Source organism: Variovorax sp. J22G73 (assembly GCF_030317035.1).
Lineage (GTDB): Bacteria > Pseudomonadota > Gammaproteobacteria > Burkholderiales > Burkholderiaceae_C > Variovorax.
Genome location: NZ_JASZYK010000005.1, coordinates 110,193 through 127,298, shown reverse-complemented (window position 1 = coordinate 127,298; position 17,106 = coordinate 110,193). Strand labels below are relative to the sequence as shown.

Annotated in this window: 16 protein-coding genes; 7 read left to right on the top strand and 9 right to left on the bottom strand. The window is 70.0% G+C overall.

The genetic code is table 11. From position 1 onward, the window contains the following. Positions 1-5 precede the first annotated feature (5 nt). Positions 6-1,490 carry a M20/M25/M40 family metallo-hydrolase gene (locus QTI51_RS20065; protein WP_286515736.1) on the bottom strand — a complete coding sequence of 495 codons (1,485 nt, stop codon included), beginning with the start codon at positions 1,488-1,490 and terminating at the stop codon, positions 6-8. 233 nt (positions 1,491-1,723) lie between these two features. Between QTI51_RS20065 and QTI51_RS20060 the strand changes: the two genes are divergently transcribed. Further along, complete coding sequence (locus QTI51_RS20060; protein ID WP_286515299.1) at positions 1,724-2,641, top strand: LysR family transcriptional regulator; 918 nt, start codon at positions 1,724-1,726, stop codon at positions 2,639-2,641. Between the two features lie 16 nt (positions 2,642-2,657). Here QTI51_RS20060 and QTI51_RS20055 read toward each other — a convergent pair whose 3' ends face one another. After that, on the bottom strand, positions 2,658-3,371 hold the full coding sequence (locus QTI51_RS20055; RefSeq protein ID WP_286515297.1) for a GNAT family N-acetyltransferase: 714 nt from the start codon (positions 3,369-3,371) through the stop codon (positions 2,658-2,660). 98 nt (positions 3,372-3,469) lie between these two features. Between QTI51_RS20055 and pdxR the strand changes: the two genes are divergently transcribed. Then, the gene (gene pdxR, locus QTI51_RS20050; protein ID WP_503011528.1) at positions 3,470-4,987 is read left to right on the top strand and encodes a MocR-like pyridoxine biosynthesis transcription factor PdxR; all 1,518 of its coding nucleotides are present in this window, start codon (positions 3,470-3,472) and stop codon (positions 4,985-4,987) included. Between the two features lie 34 nt (positions 4,988-5,021). On the opposite strand, the gene QTI51_RS20045 is transcribed toward pdxR, so the two are convergent. The 7 genes from QTI51_RS20045 to QTI51_RS20015 all read right to left on the bottom strand — a co-directional run bounded on the left by QTI51_RS20045 (position 5,022) and on the right by QTI51_RS20015 (position 12,078). Then, the gene (locus QTI51_RS20045) at positions 5,022-5,957 is read right to left on the bottom strand and encodes a helix-turn-helix transcriptional regulator (protein ID WP_116911192.1); all 936 of its coding nucleotides are present in this window, start codon (positions 5,955-5,957) and stop codon (positions 5,022-5,024) included. A 71-nt stretch (positions 5,958-6,028) separates the two neighbouring features. Then, on the bottom strand, positions 6,029-6,733 hold the full coding sequence (locus tag QTI51_RS20040) for a fumarylacetoacetate hydrolase family protein (RefSeq protein ID WP_116911193.1): 705 nt from the start codon (positions 6,731-6,733) through the stop codon (positions 6,029-6,031). A 145-nt stretch (positions 6,734-6,878) separates the two neighbouring features. Then, complete coding sequence (locus tag QTI51_RS20035; RefSeq protein ID WP_116911384.1) at positions 6,879-7,832, bottom strand: ABC transporter substrate-binding protein; 954 nt, start codon at positions 7,830-7,832, stop codon at positions 6,879-6,881. Between the two features lie 14 nt (positions 7,833-7,846). Next, positions 7,847-8,857 carry an ABC transporter substrate-binding protein gene (locus QTI51_RS20030; protein ID WP_286515295.1) on the bottom strand — a complete coding sequence of 337 codons (1,011 nt, stop codon included), beginning with the start codon at positions 8,855-8,857 and terminating at the stop codon, positions 7,847-7,849. Then, a complete protein-coding gene (locus QTI51_RS20025; protein WP_286515294.1) occupies positions 8,854-9,678 on the bottom strand; it encodes a class II aldolase/adducin family protein in 825 nt (274 codons plus the stop codon). Before QTI51_RS20025 ends, QTI51_RS20030 begins: the two co-directional genes overlap by 4 nt. A 168-nt stretch (positions 9,679-9,846) precedes the next feature. Next, positions 9,847-10,968 (bottom strand): LLM class flavin-dependent oxidoreductase, encoded by a 1,122-nt coding sequence (locus QTI51_RS20020; protein ID WP_286515293.1) that lies wholly within the window; start codon positions 10,966-10,968, stop codon positions 9,847-9,849. 72 nt (positions 10,969-11,040) lie between these two features. After that, positions 11,041-12,078 (bottom strand): ABC transporter substrate-binding protein, encoded by a 1,038-nt coding sequence (locus QTI51_RS20015; protein WP_286515292.1) that lies wholly within the window; start codon positions 12,076-12,078, stop codon positions 11,041-11,043. 111 nt (positions 12,079-12,189) lie between these two features. Between QTI51_RS20015 and QTI51_RS20010 the strand changes: the two genes are divergently transcribed. The 5 genes from QTI51_RS20010 to QTI51_RS19990 all read left to right on the top strand — a co-directional run bounded on the left by QTI51_RS20010 (position 12,190) and on the right by QTI51_RS19990 (position 17,078). After that, positions 12,190-13,434, top strand: a complete 1,245-nt coding sequence (locus QTI51_RS20010; RefSeq protein WP_286515291.1) for an acyl-CoA dehydrogenase family protein — start codon at positions 12,190-12,192, stop codon at positions 13,432-13,434. Then, a complete protein-coding gene (locus QTI51_RS20005; protein ID WP_286515289.1) occupies positions 13,431-14,417 on the top strand; it encodes an ABC transporter substrate-binding protein in 987 nt (328 codons plus the stop codon). The genes QTI51_RS20010 and QTI51_RS20005 overlap by 4 nt, the downstream gene beginning before the upstream one ends. Next, positions 14,414-15,052 carry a cysteine dioxygenase family protein gene (locus tag QTI51_RS20000; RefSeq protein WP_286515287.1) on the top strand — a complete coding sequence of 213 codons (639 nt, stop codon included), beginning with the start codon at positions 14,414-14,416 and terminating at the stop codon, positions 15,050-15,052. Before QTI51_RS20005 ends, QTI51_RS20000 begins: the two co-directional genes overlap by 4 nt. Further along, positions 15,049-16,683, top strand: coding sequence for a rhodanese-related sulfurtransferase (locus QTI51_RS19995; RefSeq protein ID WP_286515285.1), 1,635 nt, complete (start codon positions 15,049-15,051; stop codon positions 16,681-16,683). Before QTI51_RS20000 ends, QTI51_RS19995 begins: the two co-directional genes overlap by 4 nt. Positions 16,684-16,844: 161 nt before the next feature. Then, entirely contained in the window at positions 16,845-17,078 is a 234-nt protein-coding gene (locus QTI51_RS19990; protein WP_116911201.1) for a hypothetical protein, read from the top strand. Positions 17,079-17,106 lie beyond the last annotated feature (28 nt).

Genomic DNA, 17,106 nt, shown 5'->3' with positions numbered 1-17,106 from the left:
CAGCCTTAAAACGGCTGCGTCACCAACCCGTACACCGTGCGCACGCCGCTCACGTAGTTGCCCATGCGCAGGTTCTCGTTGGCTGCGTGCTGGTTGTTGTCGGCGTTCACCAGCGGAATGATCGCGAAAGGCACGGGCAGCACGCGCACGATCTCCGCCGTGGGCACGGTGCCGCCCATCATGCGGATGCGCACCGGCTCGGGCTGCGTGCCGAAGGTGCCGGTGAGCGCCTTGTAGGCCCACTGCCCCACGGGCGAATCGATCTGCGAGCCCGCCGCGTCGCCGCCCTCGCTCTGGTAGGAGAAGCTGGCGAGCTTGTCGTAGCGCGCGCGGTCTTCGTCGCTGGGCTCGCCCTTGACCAGGTGGTAGCCCTGGCGCTCGATGTGCGTCTGGATGAGCTGGCCCAGGTAGGCCGGGTCGGAGTCGGGCGTGGTGCGCAGGTCGAGCTCGGCCACGGCCTTGTCGGGCACGATGTTGGCCACCTTGTCGCCCACCGACGCCGCGGCCATGCCGCGCACGTTCAGCGAGGGGTACTGCATGGCCTCCTGGTAGTTGGCGCCGACCTTGTCGGTCTTCGCGATGCCCAGTCGGCGCTTGAGCGCGGCCTCGTCGTCGGGCACGGCGGCCATGATCTTGCGGTCGGCCTCGGCGATCTTCACGCGGTCGTAGTAGCCGGCCACGGTCACCCGGCCCTCGTCGTTCTTCATCGAGGCCAGCAGGTTGGCCAGGCGCTGGGCCGGGTTGGGCGCGTAGTTGCCGTAGTGCCCGCTGTGCAGCGGCACCTTGGCGCCGTACACCGTGAGCGCGGCCTTGGCCGCGCCGCGGTTGCCGAACACCAGCGTGGGCCGGTTGGTGGCGTGCATGGGGCCGTCGTGGATCACGATGGCGTCGCTGCGCAGCAGCTCGCGGTGCGCCTGCATCACCTTGCTGATCGAGGGCGAGCCCTTTTCTTCCTCGCTGTCCAGAATGACCTTCACATTCACCGCCGGCTGCGCGCCGCCGGCCTTCAGCGCGTCGATGGCGGCCAACATCATCATGATCGGCCCCTTGTCGTCGGCCGACGCCCGGCCGAACACGCGCCACTCGGGGTCCAGCGGGCCGCTGAAAAGCGGCGCCGAGTCGATTTCTTCCCACCCGCCGTTGGCCGCCTTGCGCTTGAGCACGGGCGTCCACGGACTCTTCTGCGCCCACTGCGCGGGCACGACCGGCTGGCCGTCGAGGTGCATGTAGAAAAGCACCGTCTTGCGCGACGGATCGGCCCCCTGGTACTCGGCGTAGAGCATCGGCTTGCCGTCATTGGGCAGTTGCTGCGTGGTGAAGCCGCGCTTGCGAAAGGCCTGCTCCAGCCAATCGACGTTCTTGCGGACGTCTTCCGGCGCGATGGCATCGTTGGGCAGGGACAGCAGCTCGAAGTACTCGCGGTAGGTGGCCTGCGCGTGGCGCTCGGCATCGGCGGCGGACAGGTCGGCGGCGCTGGCCACGGTGGCCATGCACGCGGCCGCGACGAAAGCCAGGGGGAGCAGCGAGAAGGGGCTGCGCGAGAAGGGGCTGCGCGAGGTTCTGGGCTGGAGTGGCATGGGTGTGGGTCCGCTTGTGCGATGGATCGGCGACAGTTTGGTGACAGTTCGGAGGCAGTCTAGGCAAAGCCGTGCCTTTGAACAATTGCCGATTTTTCGGGATATCTTTGCGTTTTATGCAACGCAGCCCGCCTGCGCCCGCCGCCATGACGTCCCATCGCCTGCAGGAAACCTCGCTGCGCTACTTTCTCGAGGTGGTGCGCAGCGGCTCGCTGACCGAGGCGGCCACGCGCCTGAACGTCGGCGCCTCGGCCATCAGCCGGCAGGTGGCCATGCTCGAGGAGCTGCTGGGCGTGCCGCTGTTCGAGCGCCGCCCGCGCGGCATGGTGCCCAGCGCCGCCGGCGAGCTGCTGGCCGCGCATGCGCGGCGCGGTGCGCTGGAGGCCGAGCGCGTGGTGTCCGACATCCAGGGGCTGCAGGGCCTGCAGCGCGGGCATGTGCGCATCGCGTGCTCGTCGGGCTTTGCCAACGAGTTCCTGCCGCAGGCCATCGTCGCCTTTCGCGCGCTGCACCCCGGCATCCAGTTCGAGCTGAGGGCCTGCGACCCCGCCGAGGTCACCGAGGCCGTGCTGCTCGGCAACGCCGACATCGGCCTCACCTACAGCCGCGCCGCGGTGCAGGGCGTTCGCGTGGCGCACCGCCAGACGGCCTCGGTGTTCGCGCTGATGCGCCCCGACCATGCGCTGGCCAGGCACCGCAGCGTGACGCTGGCGCAGATGCTGCCGTTTCCCATCGCGCTGTCGGGGCCCGACACCACCGTGCGCCAGTTGTTCGACGTGGCCTGCGGCAACCGCGGCGTGGTGTTCGAGCCCGCGCTGGTGACCAACCGCTTCGAGGCGCTCGCCAACTTCGTGCTGCACGGCGGCGGCCTCGCGATTGCCGGCGAGATCACCGTGCGCGAACGCGTGCGGCGCGGCGAGCTGCATGCCGCGGAAATTCGCGAGCGCGGCATGCGCGACCGCTCGGTCGAGCTGCAGACCCTGGCCGGGCGCACCTTGCCCGAGGTGGTACGCGCCTTTCTCGACTTTCTGTGCGAGGCGCTCCCCGCGCCCGCTGCGAAATAACCCGGGGAGCCCAAGCTCAGGACGGCAGGCGGAACTTGTCCAGCGACATGCGCTGGCGGCCCTGCGCATCGAAGTTCTCGGGCGACAGCCAGCGCTCGAAGGCGGTGCGCAAGGCCGGCCATTCGCGGTCGGTGATCGAGAACCACGCCGTGTCCCGGCTTCGCCCCTTGTAGACCACGGCCTGGCGAAAGATGCCTTCGAACTGAAAGCCCAGCCGCAGCGCCGCGCGCTTGGAGGGCTCGTTGAAGTTGTCGCACTTCCACTCGTAGCGGCGATAGCCCAGCGTGTCGAAGGCGAGCTTCATCAGCACGTACTGGGCTTCGGTCGACATCGGCGTCTGCTTGAGCAGCGGCGAAAAGGTGACGCTGCCCACCTCGATGGCGCCGTGCGTGGGGTCGATGCGCATCAGCGCCAAGGTGCCTACGGCCCGACCGCTCTGGCCGTCGACCACGGCGAAGTGCATGGGGTCCGCGCTTTGGGACGCACGCTCCACATAGGCGCGGGTGCTCTGCAGGTCGGCCGGTCGTTCGACGAACAGGTAAGTCCAGTCGCGTCCATCCGGCGCCTGCGCGTAGGCGGCATGGAGGTCGTCGGCATGCGTGGCCGCATCGAGCGGCACCAGCGTGCAGAAGCGCCCTTCCACCGGTTGGCGCGGCGGCAATGCGCGCGGCGCCCAACCGGGGACCTCGGGGCCGACGGACTGGCCGAATTCGTTGTGGCGCTCTGGCATGCGGGTGTCTTTCGAAGCAGCTGGAGAAACGGTGCGGGAGCACGTAAAGTAGCCGAGCCGTGGCTCCATGGAAAGCGCCACGCATTCTTCATTTCATGGTGCCACGAATTCCCCGCTCCCACACCGCCCCCGCCGCCCACACCGCCGCCGCCGCGCCGCTCGAATCCCCGCTCGTGAAGGACCGCGACGCGGGCTCCATGCAGCGCCAGCTGTACGACCGGCTCAAGCGCGCCATTCTCGACGGCGGCCTGGCCCCCGGCAGCCGCCTGCCGGGCTCGCGCGCACTGGCCGAGTCGCTCGCCATCTCGCGCAACACCGTCACCGCCACCTACGAGCACCTGGCCGCCGAGGGCTATGTGCAGCCCGACCGCCAGGGCACGCGCGTGACCGAACTGTCGGCGCCGACGCCGGCACCGACGCCTCGCTCCCGCACAGGCACCGCGCCTGTTGCTGCTGCGCCCGTCACGGCCAAGCGCCTCGCGTCGATCAGGCCCAGCGCCTCCCGCGCCGACGCGGACGCGGCGCTGCGCCCCGGCGTGCCCGCGCTGTCGCACTTTCCGTTTGCCGCATGGCGCGGCGCGCTCGACCGCGCGATCCGCGGCGCGGGCGCCGCCGCGCTGGGCTACGGCGACCCGCTGGGCGAACCGCCGTTGCGCGCGGCCATTGCACGGCACCTGTCGGTGGCGCGCGGCGTGCGCTGCGAGCCGCGGCAGGTCGTCATCGCCGAGGGCGCGCAGGAGGCCATCACGCTGTGCGTGCGGCTGCTGTCGAACCCCGGCGACACCGGCTGGGTCGAAGACCCGGGCTACCGCGGCGTCAAGGCCGCGATGCATGCGGGCGACCTGCGCGTGGTGCCGCTGCGCGTCGACGCCGAGGGCCTGTGCGCGAGCGCGCAAGACTGGCGCAGGCACCCGCCCCGGCTGGTCTACACCACGCCCTCGCACCAGTATCCGACCGGCGCGGTGCTGGGCATCGCGCGCCGGCTGGAGCTGATCGCGCGGGCGCGCGAGCACGGCGCCTGGATCATCGAGGACGACTACGACAGCGAGTTCCGCCACACCGGCGAGCCCATCGGCGCGATGCAGGGGCTGGTCGACGACGCGCCCGTGCTCTACGTGGGCACCTTCAGCAAGACCATGTTCCCGTCGCTGCGGCTGGGTTTTGTGGTGCTGCCCGCGCACCTGGTGGCGAGCGTGCAGTCGCCGCTCGAAGAAATGCTGCGCGGCGGCCACCGCTACGAGCAACTGGCCATGGCCGACTTCATCGAGAGCGGCCAGTTCAGCCGCCACCTGGGCCGCATGCGCCGGCTGTACCGCGACCGGCAGCTGGCGCTGCGGCTGGCGCTGCACAAGCACCTGAAGGTGCCGCACGAGATCGAAGGCGGCTACTGCGGCCTGCACCTGACGGTGCGGCTGCCGGAGCGCTTCGACGACCGCAAGATCGCCGCCGAGGCGCTGCGCCATCGCATCGCGCCGTCCGCGCTGTCGGGGTTCGCGATGCAGCCGCTGCCCACGGACAACGGGCTGGTGCTGGGCTACGGCAACACATCGGCGGAGCTGTTCGAGCCGCTGGTGAAGCGGCTGTCGCAACTGGCGCGGGCCTGCGAACGCAGCTAGCCGTGCGCGCCGTCAAGCGTCGCTTCGAACCCGGTCAGCCGCGCGTGCCCACCACGTGCTCGCGCCGGAAGTTGCGCGGCGTGGTCCCCACCCACTGCCTGAACCGCCGGTTGAAGTAGGCCTCGTCGGTGAAGCCGCATTGGTGCGCAATCTCCCGCACCAGCAGCGAGGTGGACGACAGCAGCTCCTTCGCGCGCTCGATGCGCCGCTCGGTCACCAGGTCGGTGAAGGTGCGGTCGGTTTCCTTGCGCAGCAGGTTGGCCAGGTAGTTGGGCGAGAGGAACGCGGCGGCGGCTGCGTCGGTGAGCGACAGCGGCTTGTCGAGGTTGTCGCGCACGTAGCGCACCACGCGCTGCAGGGCGTCGCGCTGCGAGGTCTTGCCGTTGTGCTGGAGCGAGAGCCGCATCAGCGCCTGCTCCTGGCGCATGCACGCCAGCCCGATGACCTGCTGCACGATGCCGCGCATCGCGATCTTCGCGCCGAAGTTGCGGCCGGTGTTCAGCGCGTGCAACTCGTCGAGCCAGCCGCGGATGCGCGCGAAGTCGGCCTCGTCGAAGGCGAAGTCGACGTACTCCTGGAACAGGAAGGGCGCGAGGTCGGGGTGCCGCGCGAGCGACACGTCGTCCAGGTCGAGCGCATCGACCTCGAGCTCGGGCCAGAGAAAGCGCTGGTCGAAGTTGACGATGCAGTACAGCGCCTCGGGCGGATGCGGAATGACGTGCACCCGGTACGGCAGCACGAAGCTCAGGTGGCGCGGGCCGAAGGGCCGCACCTCGCCGCCGATGGCCTGCTGCGAGCTGCCTTCGATGCCGACCTGGATCTGGAAGTACGCATGCCGGTGCGGCAGCGTGAGCTCGTTGCGCGCGCCCTGGAAGCGGATGTCGAAGTCGAGGTGGTCGGCACGCTCGTGCATGCCGTAGGTGCGCACGGACGTGGCGGCGGAAGATGAAGAAGGAGAAGAAGAACGCATCGGGGCTGGCGTGGCTGCGGGCTGCTGCCCGCGAGCGTACGCCAACTCGCCGGCGGCCCGGCGCGGGAGGGTCAGACGACCACGACTTCCAGCACGCCCACGCCCGCCACGGCGCCACGCATGCGGTCGCCGCGCTGCACGGCCGCCACGCCGGCGGGCGTGCCGGTGAAGATCAGGTCGCCGGGCTGCAGCGTGAACAGGGTCGAGAGGTAGGCGATGGTGTCGGGCACGTTCCAGATCATGTCGGCCAGGTCGCCGACCTGGCGCTGGGCGCCGTTCACGTCGAGGCGGATCTCGCCCTTTGCGGGGTGGCCGGCCTTGGCCACGGGCACCAGTTCGCCGCAGGGCGCGGAGCCGTCGAAGGCCTTGCCGGTGTCCCACGGGCGGCCCATTTTCTTGGCCTCGCCTTGCAGGTCGCGGCGGGTCATGTCCAGGCCCACGGCGTAGCCGTAGACATGTTCGAGCGCGGCGGAGGCCGCGATGTTCGACCCACCGGTCTTCAGCGCCACCACCAGTTCGATTTCATGGTGCACATCATTCGACAACGATGGGTAGGCAAACTCGCCGCCGTCGGCCACGATGGCATTGGCCGGCTTCATGAAGAAGAACGGCGGTTCGCGGTCAGGGTTGTGCCCCATCTCGCGTGCATGTTCGGAGTAGTTGCGGCCCACGCAGAAGATGCGGTTGACCGGAAAGCGCGCACGCTCGCCCTGGATGGGCAGCGAATGGACGGCTGCGGGGGGAATGGCGTAGGAGGTGTCGGTGGCTGAAGTCATGCAATGACTCTATGCACTGGCTCCTGCTTCTCAGCGGACGCATCTATGCGTGTCTTGGACTCAGCTACGGTTTTGTGGTTGTGCGCTGTTTGCCGTTGCTGTTCGGGACGGGTGAACAGGCCGCCCTGAAACGCAACGCGCGGCCCTAACCAGCCACGCCAAACCCGGCATCGAAGGTCCCCTTGACATCCAGCGACTGCTTGATGAGCCCGACCTGCCGGTAGAAGTCCGCCGTGCCCTGCTGGTCCGCGATCACCTGCGCATCGATGGCCACCCACTTCTGTTGGCGACGTTCGAACTGCAGCTTCGCGGCCTCGGGCGGAATGCCGATGATGCGGGCCAGCGCGGCCGAGTAGGCGTCGACGTTGCGGTACGACCAGAGCTGCGCCTTCACCACGCGCTGCAGAAAGTCTTGCAGCACCGGGCGCTTGGCTGCGATGGCGCTGTCGGTGGCTGCCAGGTAGCTCAGGCCCGGCAACAGGCCGCGGCCGCTGACCAGCACGCGCGCATGGTTGCTGACCTCGGCCAGCGCCGTGTACGGCTCCCATGTCGCCCAGGCGTCGACCGAGCCTTGGGTGAGCGCGAGCTTGGCGTCGGCGGGGGCCAGGAAGCGGATGTTGACGTCTTCCGGCTTGAGCCCCGCCGCCGTGATGGCCTTCAGCGTGACGTAGTGGCCGATGGAGCCGCGGTTGGTCGCGATGCTCTTCCCCCGCAGGTCGGCAGCGGCCTTCAGCGTGGAGTCGGGGCGCACGAGCACCGCCGTGCCGTAGGAGTCGGAGCGGTTCGCACCGATGGCCTTCACGCGCGTGCCGGCGGCCAGCGCGAAGATCAACGGCGCGTCGCCGATGGGGCCGGAGTCGACCGCGGCGGCATTCAGTGCTTCAGCCAACGGCGCGGCGGCCGGAAACTCCGACCACTGGATGTCGTAGCCGAGCCCCTCGAGGCCGCCCGCCGCCTCGAGCAGCGCGCGCAGGCCGCCCTTCTGGTCGCCGGCCTTGAGCACAGGGCGGCCCTGCGCGGCGGCCCAGCCGGGCAATGCCACCGCGGCGGCGACCGATGTGCCCTGGACGAGAAAGTGTCGGCGTGAACTGAAGGTCATGGATGTTTCGCTGCTCATGCAAGGGGATCGAAAGACACGTGTTCCGCGAAGCGGACCGGGTCGGTGCTTTTCTTGAGCACGCCCACGCCACGGAAATCGCGCGCGTAGAACTCCACCTCGTCGCGCAGGTTGCGGCCCAGCGGATGGTGGTTGTGCGTGAGCGTGCCGAGCAACGCGCGCAGGTCTTCCACCGCCACGTTGGGCGAGTACTTGGCGAAGAGCTTGGCCGATTCGTTCGGGTTCTCGGCCACGTAGTCGGAGGCCTGCGCAATGGCGCGCACCAGCGATGCGACAGTGGCCTTGTCCTTGCGCACCAGCTCGCCGCGTGCGCCGACGATGCAGCAGACCTTGTCCTTGTATTCGCCCGTGAGGTTGCTTGCCACCTCCACGTACGCGCCCTTGTTGCGCTTCTCGATCAGGTAGATGTTGGGGTCGCCGTCGGCAATGGCCTGGATCTCGCCCTTCTTCACCGCGATGTCGAGCAGGTCGGCCGGGTACTGGCGCCAGGTGACGTCGCGGTCGGCGTCGATGCCGTGCTTGGTCAGCAGGATCGAGAAGAAGTTCTTGCCTGGGCTGGTGATGTCCGACACGCCGATGCTCTTGCCCTTCAGGCTGGCGATGTCGGTCACGCCCGCGCTCTTCGCGCCCATCAGCCGCACGCAGCCGCCATGCGAGCTGCCGACGATCTTCACGTCGAAGCCCGACTCCAGCGGCTTGAGCCAGCGGTGGATCATGCCCACGGCCGCGTCGGCCTTGGCGGTGGCCAGCGACTCGAGCAGCTGGTCGGTGGAGCCGGTGTAGTTGATGAGGTCGACCTGCAGGCCGTTGCGCTCGAAGTAGCCGCGCTCCTGCGCCACCACCACGGGTGACAGGCAGAACGCGGCGGCGTTCCAGGCGAAGGTGAGCTTGCGCGCCTGCTGCGAGAAAGCCTGCGAGGCGATCAGCCCGCCGGAGGCGACCACGGCGGCGGCACCGCCTGCGCGCAACACGCCGCGCCGTGAAACGAGCGGGGTGCGTGCGTTCACAGCAGCAGCTCCGGCTCGGCCTCGACCAGGCCTTGGTACAGGCTGTCGAAGGAATGGATGGCGCCTTCGGCCCCGCCGATCTGGCTGTGCGTGTGGCGCGCGGTGGCTTCGTCGATGGGCTGCGGCTTGCCGGCGGCTTCGGCCAGCAGTTGCGTGTGGCAGGCGTTGTCCAGCGCGATGTACCACCAGGCGGCGGCCTCCACCGTGGGGCCCGCGGTAAGGATGCCGTGGTTCTTCAGGATGGCGCCCTTCTTGTCGCCCAGCGCCTGCGCGATGCGGTCGCCCTCGCTGGTGTCGACGACCATGCCGGTGAAGTCGTCGAACATCGCCACGTCGTCGTGGAACACGCAAGCGTCCTGCGTGAGGGTGTCGAGCTTGCGGCCCAGCGTGGACCAGGCCTTGCCGTAGGTCGAGTGCGTGTGGGCCGCGGCAACGATCTTCGGGTTGTGCTCGTGGATGGCCGCGTGGATGGCGAAGGCGGCCTTGTTGAGCGGCCGGTCGCCGATGACGGTCTCGCCCTTCGAGTTGACGAGCAACAGGTCGGACACCTTGATGCGCGAGAAGTGAATGCCCAGCGGGTTGACCCAGAAGTGGTCGGTGAGCTCGGGGTCGCGCGCGGTGATGTGCCCGGCCAGGCCCTGCGCGAAGCCGAAGCGCGCGAACAGCCGGAAGGCACCGGCCAGGCGCTCCTGGCGGTGGCGGCGTTCGGCCTGCACGGTGGGGCGCGGGGGAACGGGGTCGAACCAGTATTTCTGCTGGGGGTTCGGGTTGAGCTTGAGGGGTGCGACCGCTTGGCGGTCGATGGAGAGAACGGCACTCATGGGAATTCCTCGTGTTCGGTTTTCTGTGTTCGGTCTTGGGTTTCGCTCCTTCCCCCTCTGGGGGAAGGCCGGGATGGGGGCACGACGGCATCGAATGCCATGACGGTGCTAAAGGCCGCTTGCCCCCACCCCTGCCCTCCCCCAGAGGGGGAGGGAGAAAGACCAGGATCAGGCTGCCTTGCGCACCGAAGCCGCGCGCTGCGCCACCAGCTCCCGCGTGCGCGGAATCAACTCCCGCCCGTAGTCCAGCGCATCCTCCAGCGGATCGAACCCGCGAATCAGGAAGGTCGTCACGCCCAGGTCGTAGTAGTCGAGCAGCGCATCTGCCACCTGCTCCGGCGTGCCCACCAGCGCGGTGCTGTTCGAGCGCCCGCCGATCTCCTGCGCCACCGCGGTCCACAGCCGCTTGTCCACGCGCGGGCCCTTGTCGGCCGCGGCCAGCAGGCGTTTGGCGCCTTCGCTTTGCTGCGGACCGCCGCGGTTGTAGCCCTGCACCACGCGCAGGCGCTTGGTCTCCGCCAAGATGCCTTCGGCGCGCGCCCATGCGGCCGCCTCGGTCTCGGCCAGGATCGGGCGGAACGACACCGAGAAGCGCACGCTGCGCCCATGCTTCGCCGCCTCGGCCCGCACGCGCGTGGTCAGCTCGCGCGCCTGGTCCAGCGACTCGCCCCACAGCGCGTACACGTCGGCATACTTGCCCGCCACCGGAATCGCGGCCTCCGAGGCACCGCCGAAATACACCGGCACATGCGGCCTGCCGTTGCGCGTCTGCAGCGGTTTCACTTCCGAGAACGCGTTCTGGTAACGGTAGTGCGCGCCTTCGTGGTCGAAGGGCTTGTCGGCCGTCCACACCTTGTGCAGCACCTCGAGGTACTCGTCGGTGCGGGCGTAGCGCTGGTCGTGGCCTAGCCAGTCGCCGTCGCGGCGCTGCTCCTCGTCGGAGCCGCCGGAAATGTAGTGCACCGCGAGCCGGCCGCCGCTGAACTGGTCGAGCGAGGCGAACTGCCGCGCGGCCAGCGTGGGCGCCACGAAGCCGGGGCGGTGCGCGAGCATGAACTGCACGCGCTCGGTCACCGAGGCCGCGTAGGCCACGGTGAGCGTGGCGTCGGGGCCGGTCGAGTGGTGCGGCACCAGCACGCGGTCGAAGCCGGCGCTCTCGTGGGCCTGCGCAAAGGCCCGCACATAGTCGCGGTCGATGGCCGGGCCCTGCGCGGCGTGCACCTCCGAGACCTTCTGGCCCTGGATCATGCCGATGAATTCGACGCCGCCGTCTTGCTGTGCTTGGCTCATGGAGTTTTCCTTTTTTCGGGTGGAACGGGGAAGGTGGGGAGGTGAAAGCTGAAGCCGGCCGAATCGGCCGAATCAGGCGGCCGGCACCCGCAGCAGGCTCTCGAAGCTGCGGTCCCACAGCGGCTTCACGTCGGCTGGCCCGTCGAGCACGCCGATCTTCAGGAAGGTGTCGGCCACGTCCTGGTGGCTGCGCACCACGGCCTCGCTCACGGGGCCCAGGCTGTAGTCGCCGCTGCGGCCGTTGAACAGCTCCACGATGTCGCCGACGGGCACGCGCGTCTCGGCCGACTGCGCACGCGCATAGGCCAGGAAGTTGCCATTGATCCACGCGAAGGCGCGCTGCAGTCGCTGCAGCAGGTCGCCCAGCGCCGCGCGGCGCAGCGCGTCATCGAGCGCGCGCGGGTTGGCGTAGATGGGGAAGTTGCCCGACAGGTAGCCCACGCCGGTCTTGATGGTGCGCGCACCGTACTGCGTGCGCGCCAGCTGGCCGTTGTAGCCGTAGATGGCCCAGGCATCGAGGTCGCCGCGCGCAAAGGCCGACAGGCCGTCCGACGGCGTGAGGCTCACGGCCTGGATGTCGCTGAACGACAGGCCCGCCTCGGCCAGCTGCTTGGCCAGGTAGTAGTGCGAGGTGGTGGCGCGCACGTAGCCCACGCGCTTGCCCTTGAAGTCGGCAATGGTGCGAATCGGCGCGTCCTTGCGCGCCAGCGTGGCCTGGTTGTTGAGGTCTTCGTGCGTGACGGCCACCAGCTTCACGCTGGACTTCTGCCGCGCCGCGAACACCGGCGGAATCTCGCTGCCCGAGCCCAGGTCGAGCGCGTCGCCGTTGATGGCCTCGATGTGCAGCACGCCGTTGTTCAGCTCGCGCCAGTCGATCTTGTAGGGGGTGTTCGCCTGCCCCGAGGCGGTGAGCAGCGGCCGCCAGAGGCCCTTGTAGGTGCCCACGCGCAGCGTGACACCTGAAAGGTCCCGCGAGGGCGCTTCGGCCTGTGCCCAACCGGCAATACCTGCGGTGCCGATGGCGGCCAGCGCGGCAGCCGCATGCAGCACGCGCCGGCGGTCGAAGCGAAGGTCTGGGGCATCCGGCGCATCTGGAACATCTGGCTTCATGGAGGCGAACCGTAACGAGGCCGGCGCCCGGCGCGAACTCAGAAAAACGAGTTTGGTTATGCGGGATGCGTCGTTTTCCGGCGCCGGGCGCGCCGCTACCGTGCGGGAACCATGAGTGCACTCCCCTTGCGCCGCGCGTCGGCCCCGCCAGAAAACACCCCCACGGTCGACGCGGCCGTGCTGGCGCGCCTGACGGCCCAGTTCGCCGCCACCGCGGCCGACCACGACCGCAGCGGCGCCTTTCCGCGCGAGAACTTCGCCACGCTGCAGGCGCACGGCCTCGTCGGCCTGGTGGCGCCCGCCGAATACGGCGGCGGCGGTGCCACGCTGGCGACCGCGCGGCGCGTGATTGCGGCAGTGGCGCGCGGCGAACCCGCCACGGCGCTGATCCTCACCATGACCTACCTGCAGCACCACGCATTGACGCGCGCCGACAGCCGCTGGCCGGCCGCGCTGCGCGAACGCGTGACGCGCGACGCCGTGGCGCAGGGCGCGCTCATCAGCGCGCTGCGCGTGGAGCCCGCGCTGGGCTCGCCCGCGCGCGGCGGCCTGCCGGCGACGGTGGCCCGCCGCCTTAGCGCAGGCAAAGGTGAAGGCGACGGCTGGACGATCGACGGCCACAAGCTCTACACCACCGGCATCGAGGGCCTGAGCTGGCTGTCGGTGTGGGCCCGCACCGACGAGGCGGTGCCGCGCACCGGCGTGTTCCTGGTGCCGCGCCATGCGCCCGGCGTGCGCGTGATCGCCAGCTGGGACCACCTGGGCCTGCGCGCCTCGGGCAGCCACGAGGTGGTGTTCGAGAACGTCGCCATCGACCTTGCCCACGCGGTCGACCTGCGCGCGCCGGCCGACTGGGCACCCGACGCGGGCAGCCAGACCGACATCGACGCGCACGCCACGCAGCAGGCCTGGATGACGGTGCTGCTCGGCAGCCTGTACGACGCCGTGGCCACTGCCGCGCGCGACTGGCTGCTGGGTTTCCTGACCACGCGCGCGCCCGGCAGCCTGGGTGCGCCGTTGTCCACGCTGCCGCGCGTGCAGGAGCATGTGGGCGAGATCGAGGCGCTGCTGCGCACCAACCGCGTGCTGCTCGACGACGCCACCGCGGCGGTCGACAGCGGCCATGCGCAGCCCGGCGCGGACAGCGGCCTGCTCAAGTACACGGTGACGGGCAACGCCGTTCGCGCGGTCGAGCTGGCGCTGCAGCTCACCGGCAACCATGGCCTGACGCGCCAGAACCCGCTGGAGCGGCACTACCGCGACGTGCTGTGCAGCCGCATCCACACGCCGCAGAACGACGCGGTGCTGGTGGCGGCGGGCAGGCGCGCGCTGCTGTCGACGGGAGCCGTGGCATGAGCGCGTTGCTGTTCTCCAAAGCCTCGCGCCGCGGCTGGCTCAAGCAAGGCGCGGCGCTGTCGCTGGCCGCGGCCGGCCCGCTGCGCGCCTTCTCGCAAACACAAGCCCAGACCACGCTCGTGCTCGGCGACCAGGCCGGCGGCCTGCGCTCGCTGTTCGAAGCCTCCAAGGCGCTCGAGGGCGCCCCCTTCGCCTTTCGCTGGGCCAACTTCCAGGGCGCTGCGCCGCTCTTCGAGGCGCAGCGCAGCGCCGCCGTCGACACGGCCATGGCGGGCGACCTGCCAGTGCTGGCCGCGGCCGTCGGCAAGACGCCGCTGAAGATCGTCGCCACGCGCGTCGGCAAGGCCGATTCGCTGGGCATCGTGGTGCAGCCCGACTCCAGGCTGCGCAGCGTGGCCGACCTGCGCGGGCAGACCGTGATCGTCTCGTCGGCGCGCGGCAGCATCTCGCAATACCAGCTCTACGGCGCGCTCGAGGAAGCCGGCGTCAAGCGCGAAGAGGTCACGGTGAAGTTCGTGCTGCCGACCGACGCGGCCGCGGCCTTCGCCTCGAAGCAGATCGACGCCTGGGCGGTGTTCGACCCCTACTACACCATCGCGCGGCAGCAGGGAGGCCGCGTGCTGCGCGACGGGCGCGGCATCAACACGGCGCTGGGCTTCATCACGGCCACCGAGTCGTCGCTGGCCGACCCGGCCAAGCGCGCGGCCATCGTGCAGTTCCTGGACCGGCTCGCGCGCGCGGGCGACTGGGCACTGGCCAACCCCGAGGCCTATGCGCAGGCGTACAGCCAGCTCACGCGGCTGCCGATCGAGTCGTCGCGCCTCATCACCGCGCGCGCGTCGGTGGCGGGCCGGCCGGTGAGCGAGGCCGACATCGCGGCGCTGCAGACGGTGGCCGACCGCTCGGCGCGCGACGGCATCCTGCCGGTGCGTGTCGACGTGCGCGCGATCACCGACACGAGCGTGTGGAAGCGCCCGGCGTGAGCGGCATCGACACGCCCTCCTCGATTGCGCCGCTGCGCGAGTTCGTGGTCGCCTTCGGCCGGCTGCTCGACGGCGCGCCCGACGAGCCGCGCATCCTGCGCGAAGGCGGCGCACTGTTGCGCACGCTGGTGGCGCGCGACGACTGGCTGCCCGATGCCTTCGCCCAGCCCGACCCCACGCGCTACCAGCAGTTCTTGCTGCATGCGGACAGCACCGAGCGCTTCTCGGTCGTGAGCTTCGTGTGGGGGCCGGGCCAGGCCACGCCGGTGCACGACCACACGGTGTGGGGGCTGATCGGCATGCTGCGCGGCGCCGAGTACAGCCAGGGCTTCGCGCCCGACGGCACCGGCCGCGTGCAGGCGCATGGCGACGCGGTGCGGCTGGACGCGGGCGACGTGGAAGCCGTGTCGCCCACCGTGGGCGACCTGCACCGCGTGCACAACGCGCACGCCGACCGCGTGTCGATCAGCATCCACGTGTACGGCGCCAACATCGGCGCGGTGCGGCGGCATACTTACCCGACCGACCCGGCGCAGGACGTGCGCAAGCCCTTCGTCTCCGGCTACTCCAACGCGCTGCTGCCCAACCTGTGGGACCGCAGCGCTGAACTCAGGTCTTCCTCGACACCCGCATGACGACTGCCTCTTCTTCTGCTTCATTCCCCGTTCTTTCTTTCGCCGCCGTGCGCGAGCGGCTCATCGCCCGCGAAGAAACCGCCTTGCTCGATGTGCGCGAGGAAGACCCGTTCGCGCAGGAGCATCCGCTGTGGGCCGCGAACCTGCCGCTGTCGCGCATCGAGATCGAGGCCTGGCGGCGCATTCCGCGGCGCGACACGCTGGTGGTGCTGTACGGCGAGCACGGCGGCACGGACCTCGCGCCGCTCGCGGCACGGACGCTGGCCGCGCTCGGCTACACCCACGTGCACCTACTCGAAGGCGGGCTCGAAGGCTGGCGCCGGGCCGGCGGCGAGCTGTTCCGCGACGTGAACGTGCCGAGCAAGTCCTTCGGTGAACTGGTCGAGCATGAACGGCACACGCCTTCGCTTTCCGCGCCGGAGGTGAAGGCGATGGTCGAAAGCAAGGCGAACGTCGTGGTGCTCGATGCGCGCCGCTTCGACGAATACCAGACCATGAGCATTCCCTCGGCCACCAGCGTGCCGGGCGCGGAGCTGGTGCTGCGGGTGCGCGAACTGGCACCCGACCCGGCCACGCAGGTGATCGTCAATTGCGCGGGGCGCACGCGCAGCATCATCGGCACGCAGTCGCTGGTGAACGCGGGCATTCCCAACCCGGTGGCGGCATTGCGCAACGGCACCATCGGCTGGAAGCTGGCCGGCCAGGTGCTGGACCACGGCGCCGCCCGGCAAGCCCCCGCCGCCGTGTCGGACGCGCACCGCGCGCAGGCCCAGGCCGACGCGCGGCGCGTGGCCGATGCGGCCGGCGTGCGCCGCATCGCGCTCGACGCCGTGCAGACGCTGGAAGCGCCCGGACGCACCGTGTACCGCTTCGACGTGCGCACGCCCGAGGAATACGCGGCCGGCCACCTGTCCGGCTTCGCCAGCGCGCCTGGTGGCCAACTGGTGCAGGAGACCGACCACCAGGTGCCGGTGCGCGGCGCGCGCATCGTGCTGGCGGACGACGACGGCGTGCGCGCGTCGATGAGCGCGTCGTGGTTAGCGCAGATGGGGTGGGAGGTCTATGTGTCGGACGCCGTGCCGAGCGTGGCCGATTTCACCGAGACGGCGGCGCCGGCGCCCGCCTATCCGCCGGTCGACCCGGTGGTGCCGGAAATTTCACCGGCCGAACTGACCGCGCTGCTGGAGCAAGGCGACACCGCGCTCATCGACGTGACCACCAGCGCCAACTACGTGAAACGGCACATTCCGGGCGCCTGGTACGCGATTCGCGCGCAGCTGGCGAACGCGATCGATGCGGTGGTGCCGGCCTCGCCGCACTATGTGCTCACCTGCGGCAGCAGCCTGCTCGCGCGCTATGCGGCGGCCGATTTGCGCACGCTGCTCGATGCGCGCGGCAAGAAAGATGTCGAGGTGCTGGTGCTCGCAGGCGGCAACACAGCGTGGTTCGCGGCGGGCCTGCAGGCCGAGACGGGCGAGACCCGCCTGGCCACGCCCCGCACCGACCGCTACCGCCGCCCCTACGAAGGCACGGACGCGCCCGCGGAAGCGATGCAGGCCTACCTGGACTGGGAGTTCGGCCTGGTCGCGCAACTGGGGCGCGACGGCACGCATCACTTTCATGTGATCTGAGGCTGGCGTTCAGCGGCGAAAGCGCGTTGAAAGGATGACAACAGAACGGTCACACTGTTGCGCCCGGGTAAAGGCGCACCGAGTGGCGCGCCGCAGGTCATCCGGCGAAGTGGCGAGGCGTTGGTTGTGAACACCGACAACAACTCCCCAGGAGCTTCGCCATGAGATTCACCACCAGATCCACAGCGCTCGCCTTGTCTGCCGCGGCGCTGGCAGCCACCCTCACCGGCTGCGTGGTTGCGCCGGCCCAACCCGTCTATGCAGCGCCGCCGGGCGTGGCCTATGTGCAGCCGACCTACGTGTCGCCCGGCGTGGGCTTTGTGTGGGCCTATCACCCGCGCTACGGCTGGGGCTGGCACCACCCGCAGTACGGCTGGCATCGCGGCTGGCGCTGAAATGAAAAAAGCGGCGCATTGCGCCGCT

Excerpts from the sequence above, each read along its gene's own strand:
- QTI51_RS20065 (WP_286515736.1), bottom strand. The coding sequence starts at position 1,490 with ATGGCCACCGTGGCCAGCGCCGCCGACCTGTCCGCCGCCGATGCCGAG.
- QTI51_RS20060 (WP_286515299.1), top strand. The coding sequence starts at position 1,724 with ATGACGTCCCATCGCCTGCAGGAAACCTCGCTGCGCTACTTTCTCGAG.
- QTI51_RS20055 (WP_286515297.1), bottom strand. The coding sequence starts at position 3,371 with ATGCCAGAGCGCCACAACGAATTCGGCCAGTCCGTCGGCCCCGAGGTC.
- QTI51_RS20045 (WP_116911192.1), bottom strand. The coding sequence starts at position 5,957 with ATGCGTTCTTCTTCTCCTTCTTCATCTTCCGCCGCCACGTCCGTGCGC.
- QTI51_RS20040 (WP_116911193.1), bottom strand. The coding sequence starts at position 6,733 with ATGACTTCAGCCACCGACACCTCCTACGCCATTCCCCCCGCAGCCGTC.
- QTI51_RS20035 (WP_116911384.1), bottom strand. The coding sequence starts at position 7,832 with ATGACCTTCAGTTCACGCCGACACTTTCTCGTCCAGGGCACATCGGTC.
- QTI51_RS20025 (WP_286515294.1), bottom strand. The coding sequence starts at position 9,678 with ATGAGTGCCGTTCTCTCCATCGACCGCCAAGCGGTCGCACCCCTCAAG.
- QTI51_RS20020 (WP_286515293.1), bottom strand. The coding sequence starts at position 10,968 with ATGAGCCAAGCACAGCAAGACGGCGGCGTCGAATTCATCGGCATGATC.
- QTI51_RS20015 (WP_286515292.1), bottom strand. The coding sequence starts at position 12,078 with ATGAAGCCAGATGTTCCAGATGCGCCGGATGCCCCAGACCTTCGCTTC.
- QTI51_RS20010 (WP_286515291.1), top strand. The coding sequence starts at position 12,190 with ATGAGTGCACTCCCCTTGCGCCGCGCGTCGGCCCCGCCAGAAAACACC.
- QTI51_RS20005 (WP_286515289.1), top strand. The coding sequence starts at position 13,431 with ATGAGCGCGTTGCTGTTCTCCAAAGCCTCGCGCCGCGGCTGGCTCAAG.
- QTI51_RS19995 (WP_286515285.1), top strand. The coding sequence starts at position 15,049 with ATGACGACTGCCTCTTCTTCTGCTTCATTCCCCGTTCTTTCTTTCGCC.
- QTI51_RS19990 (WP_116911201.1), top strand. The coding sequence starts at position 16,845 with ATGAGATTCACCACCAGATCCACAGCGCTCGCCTTGTCTGCCGCGGCG.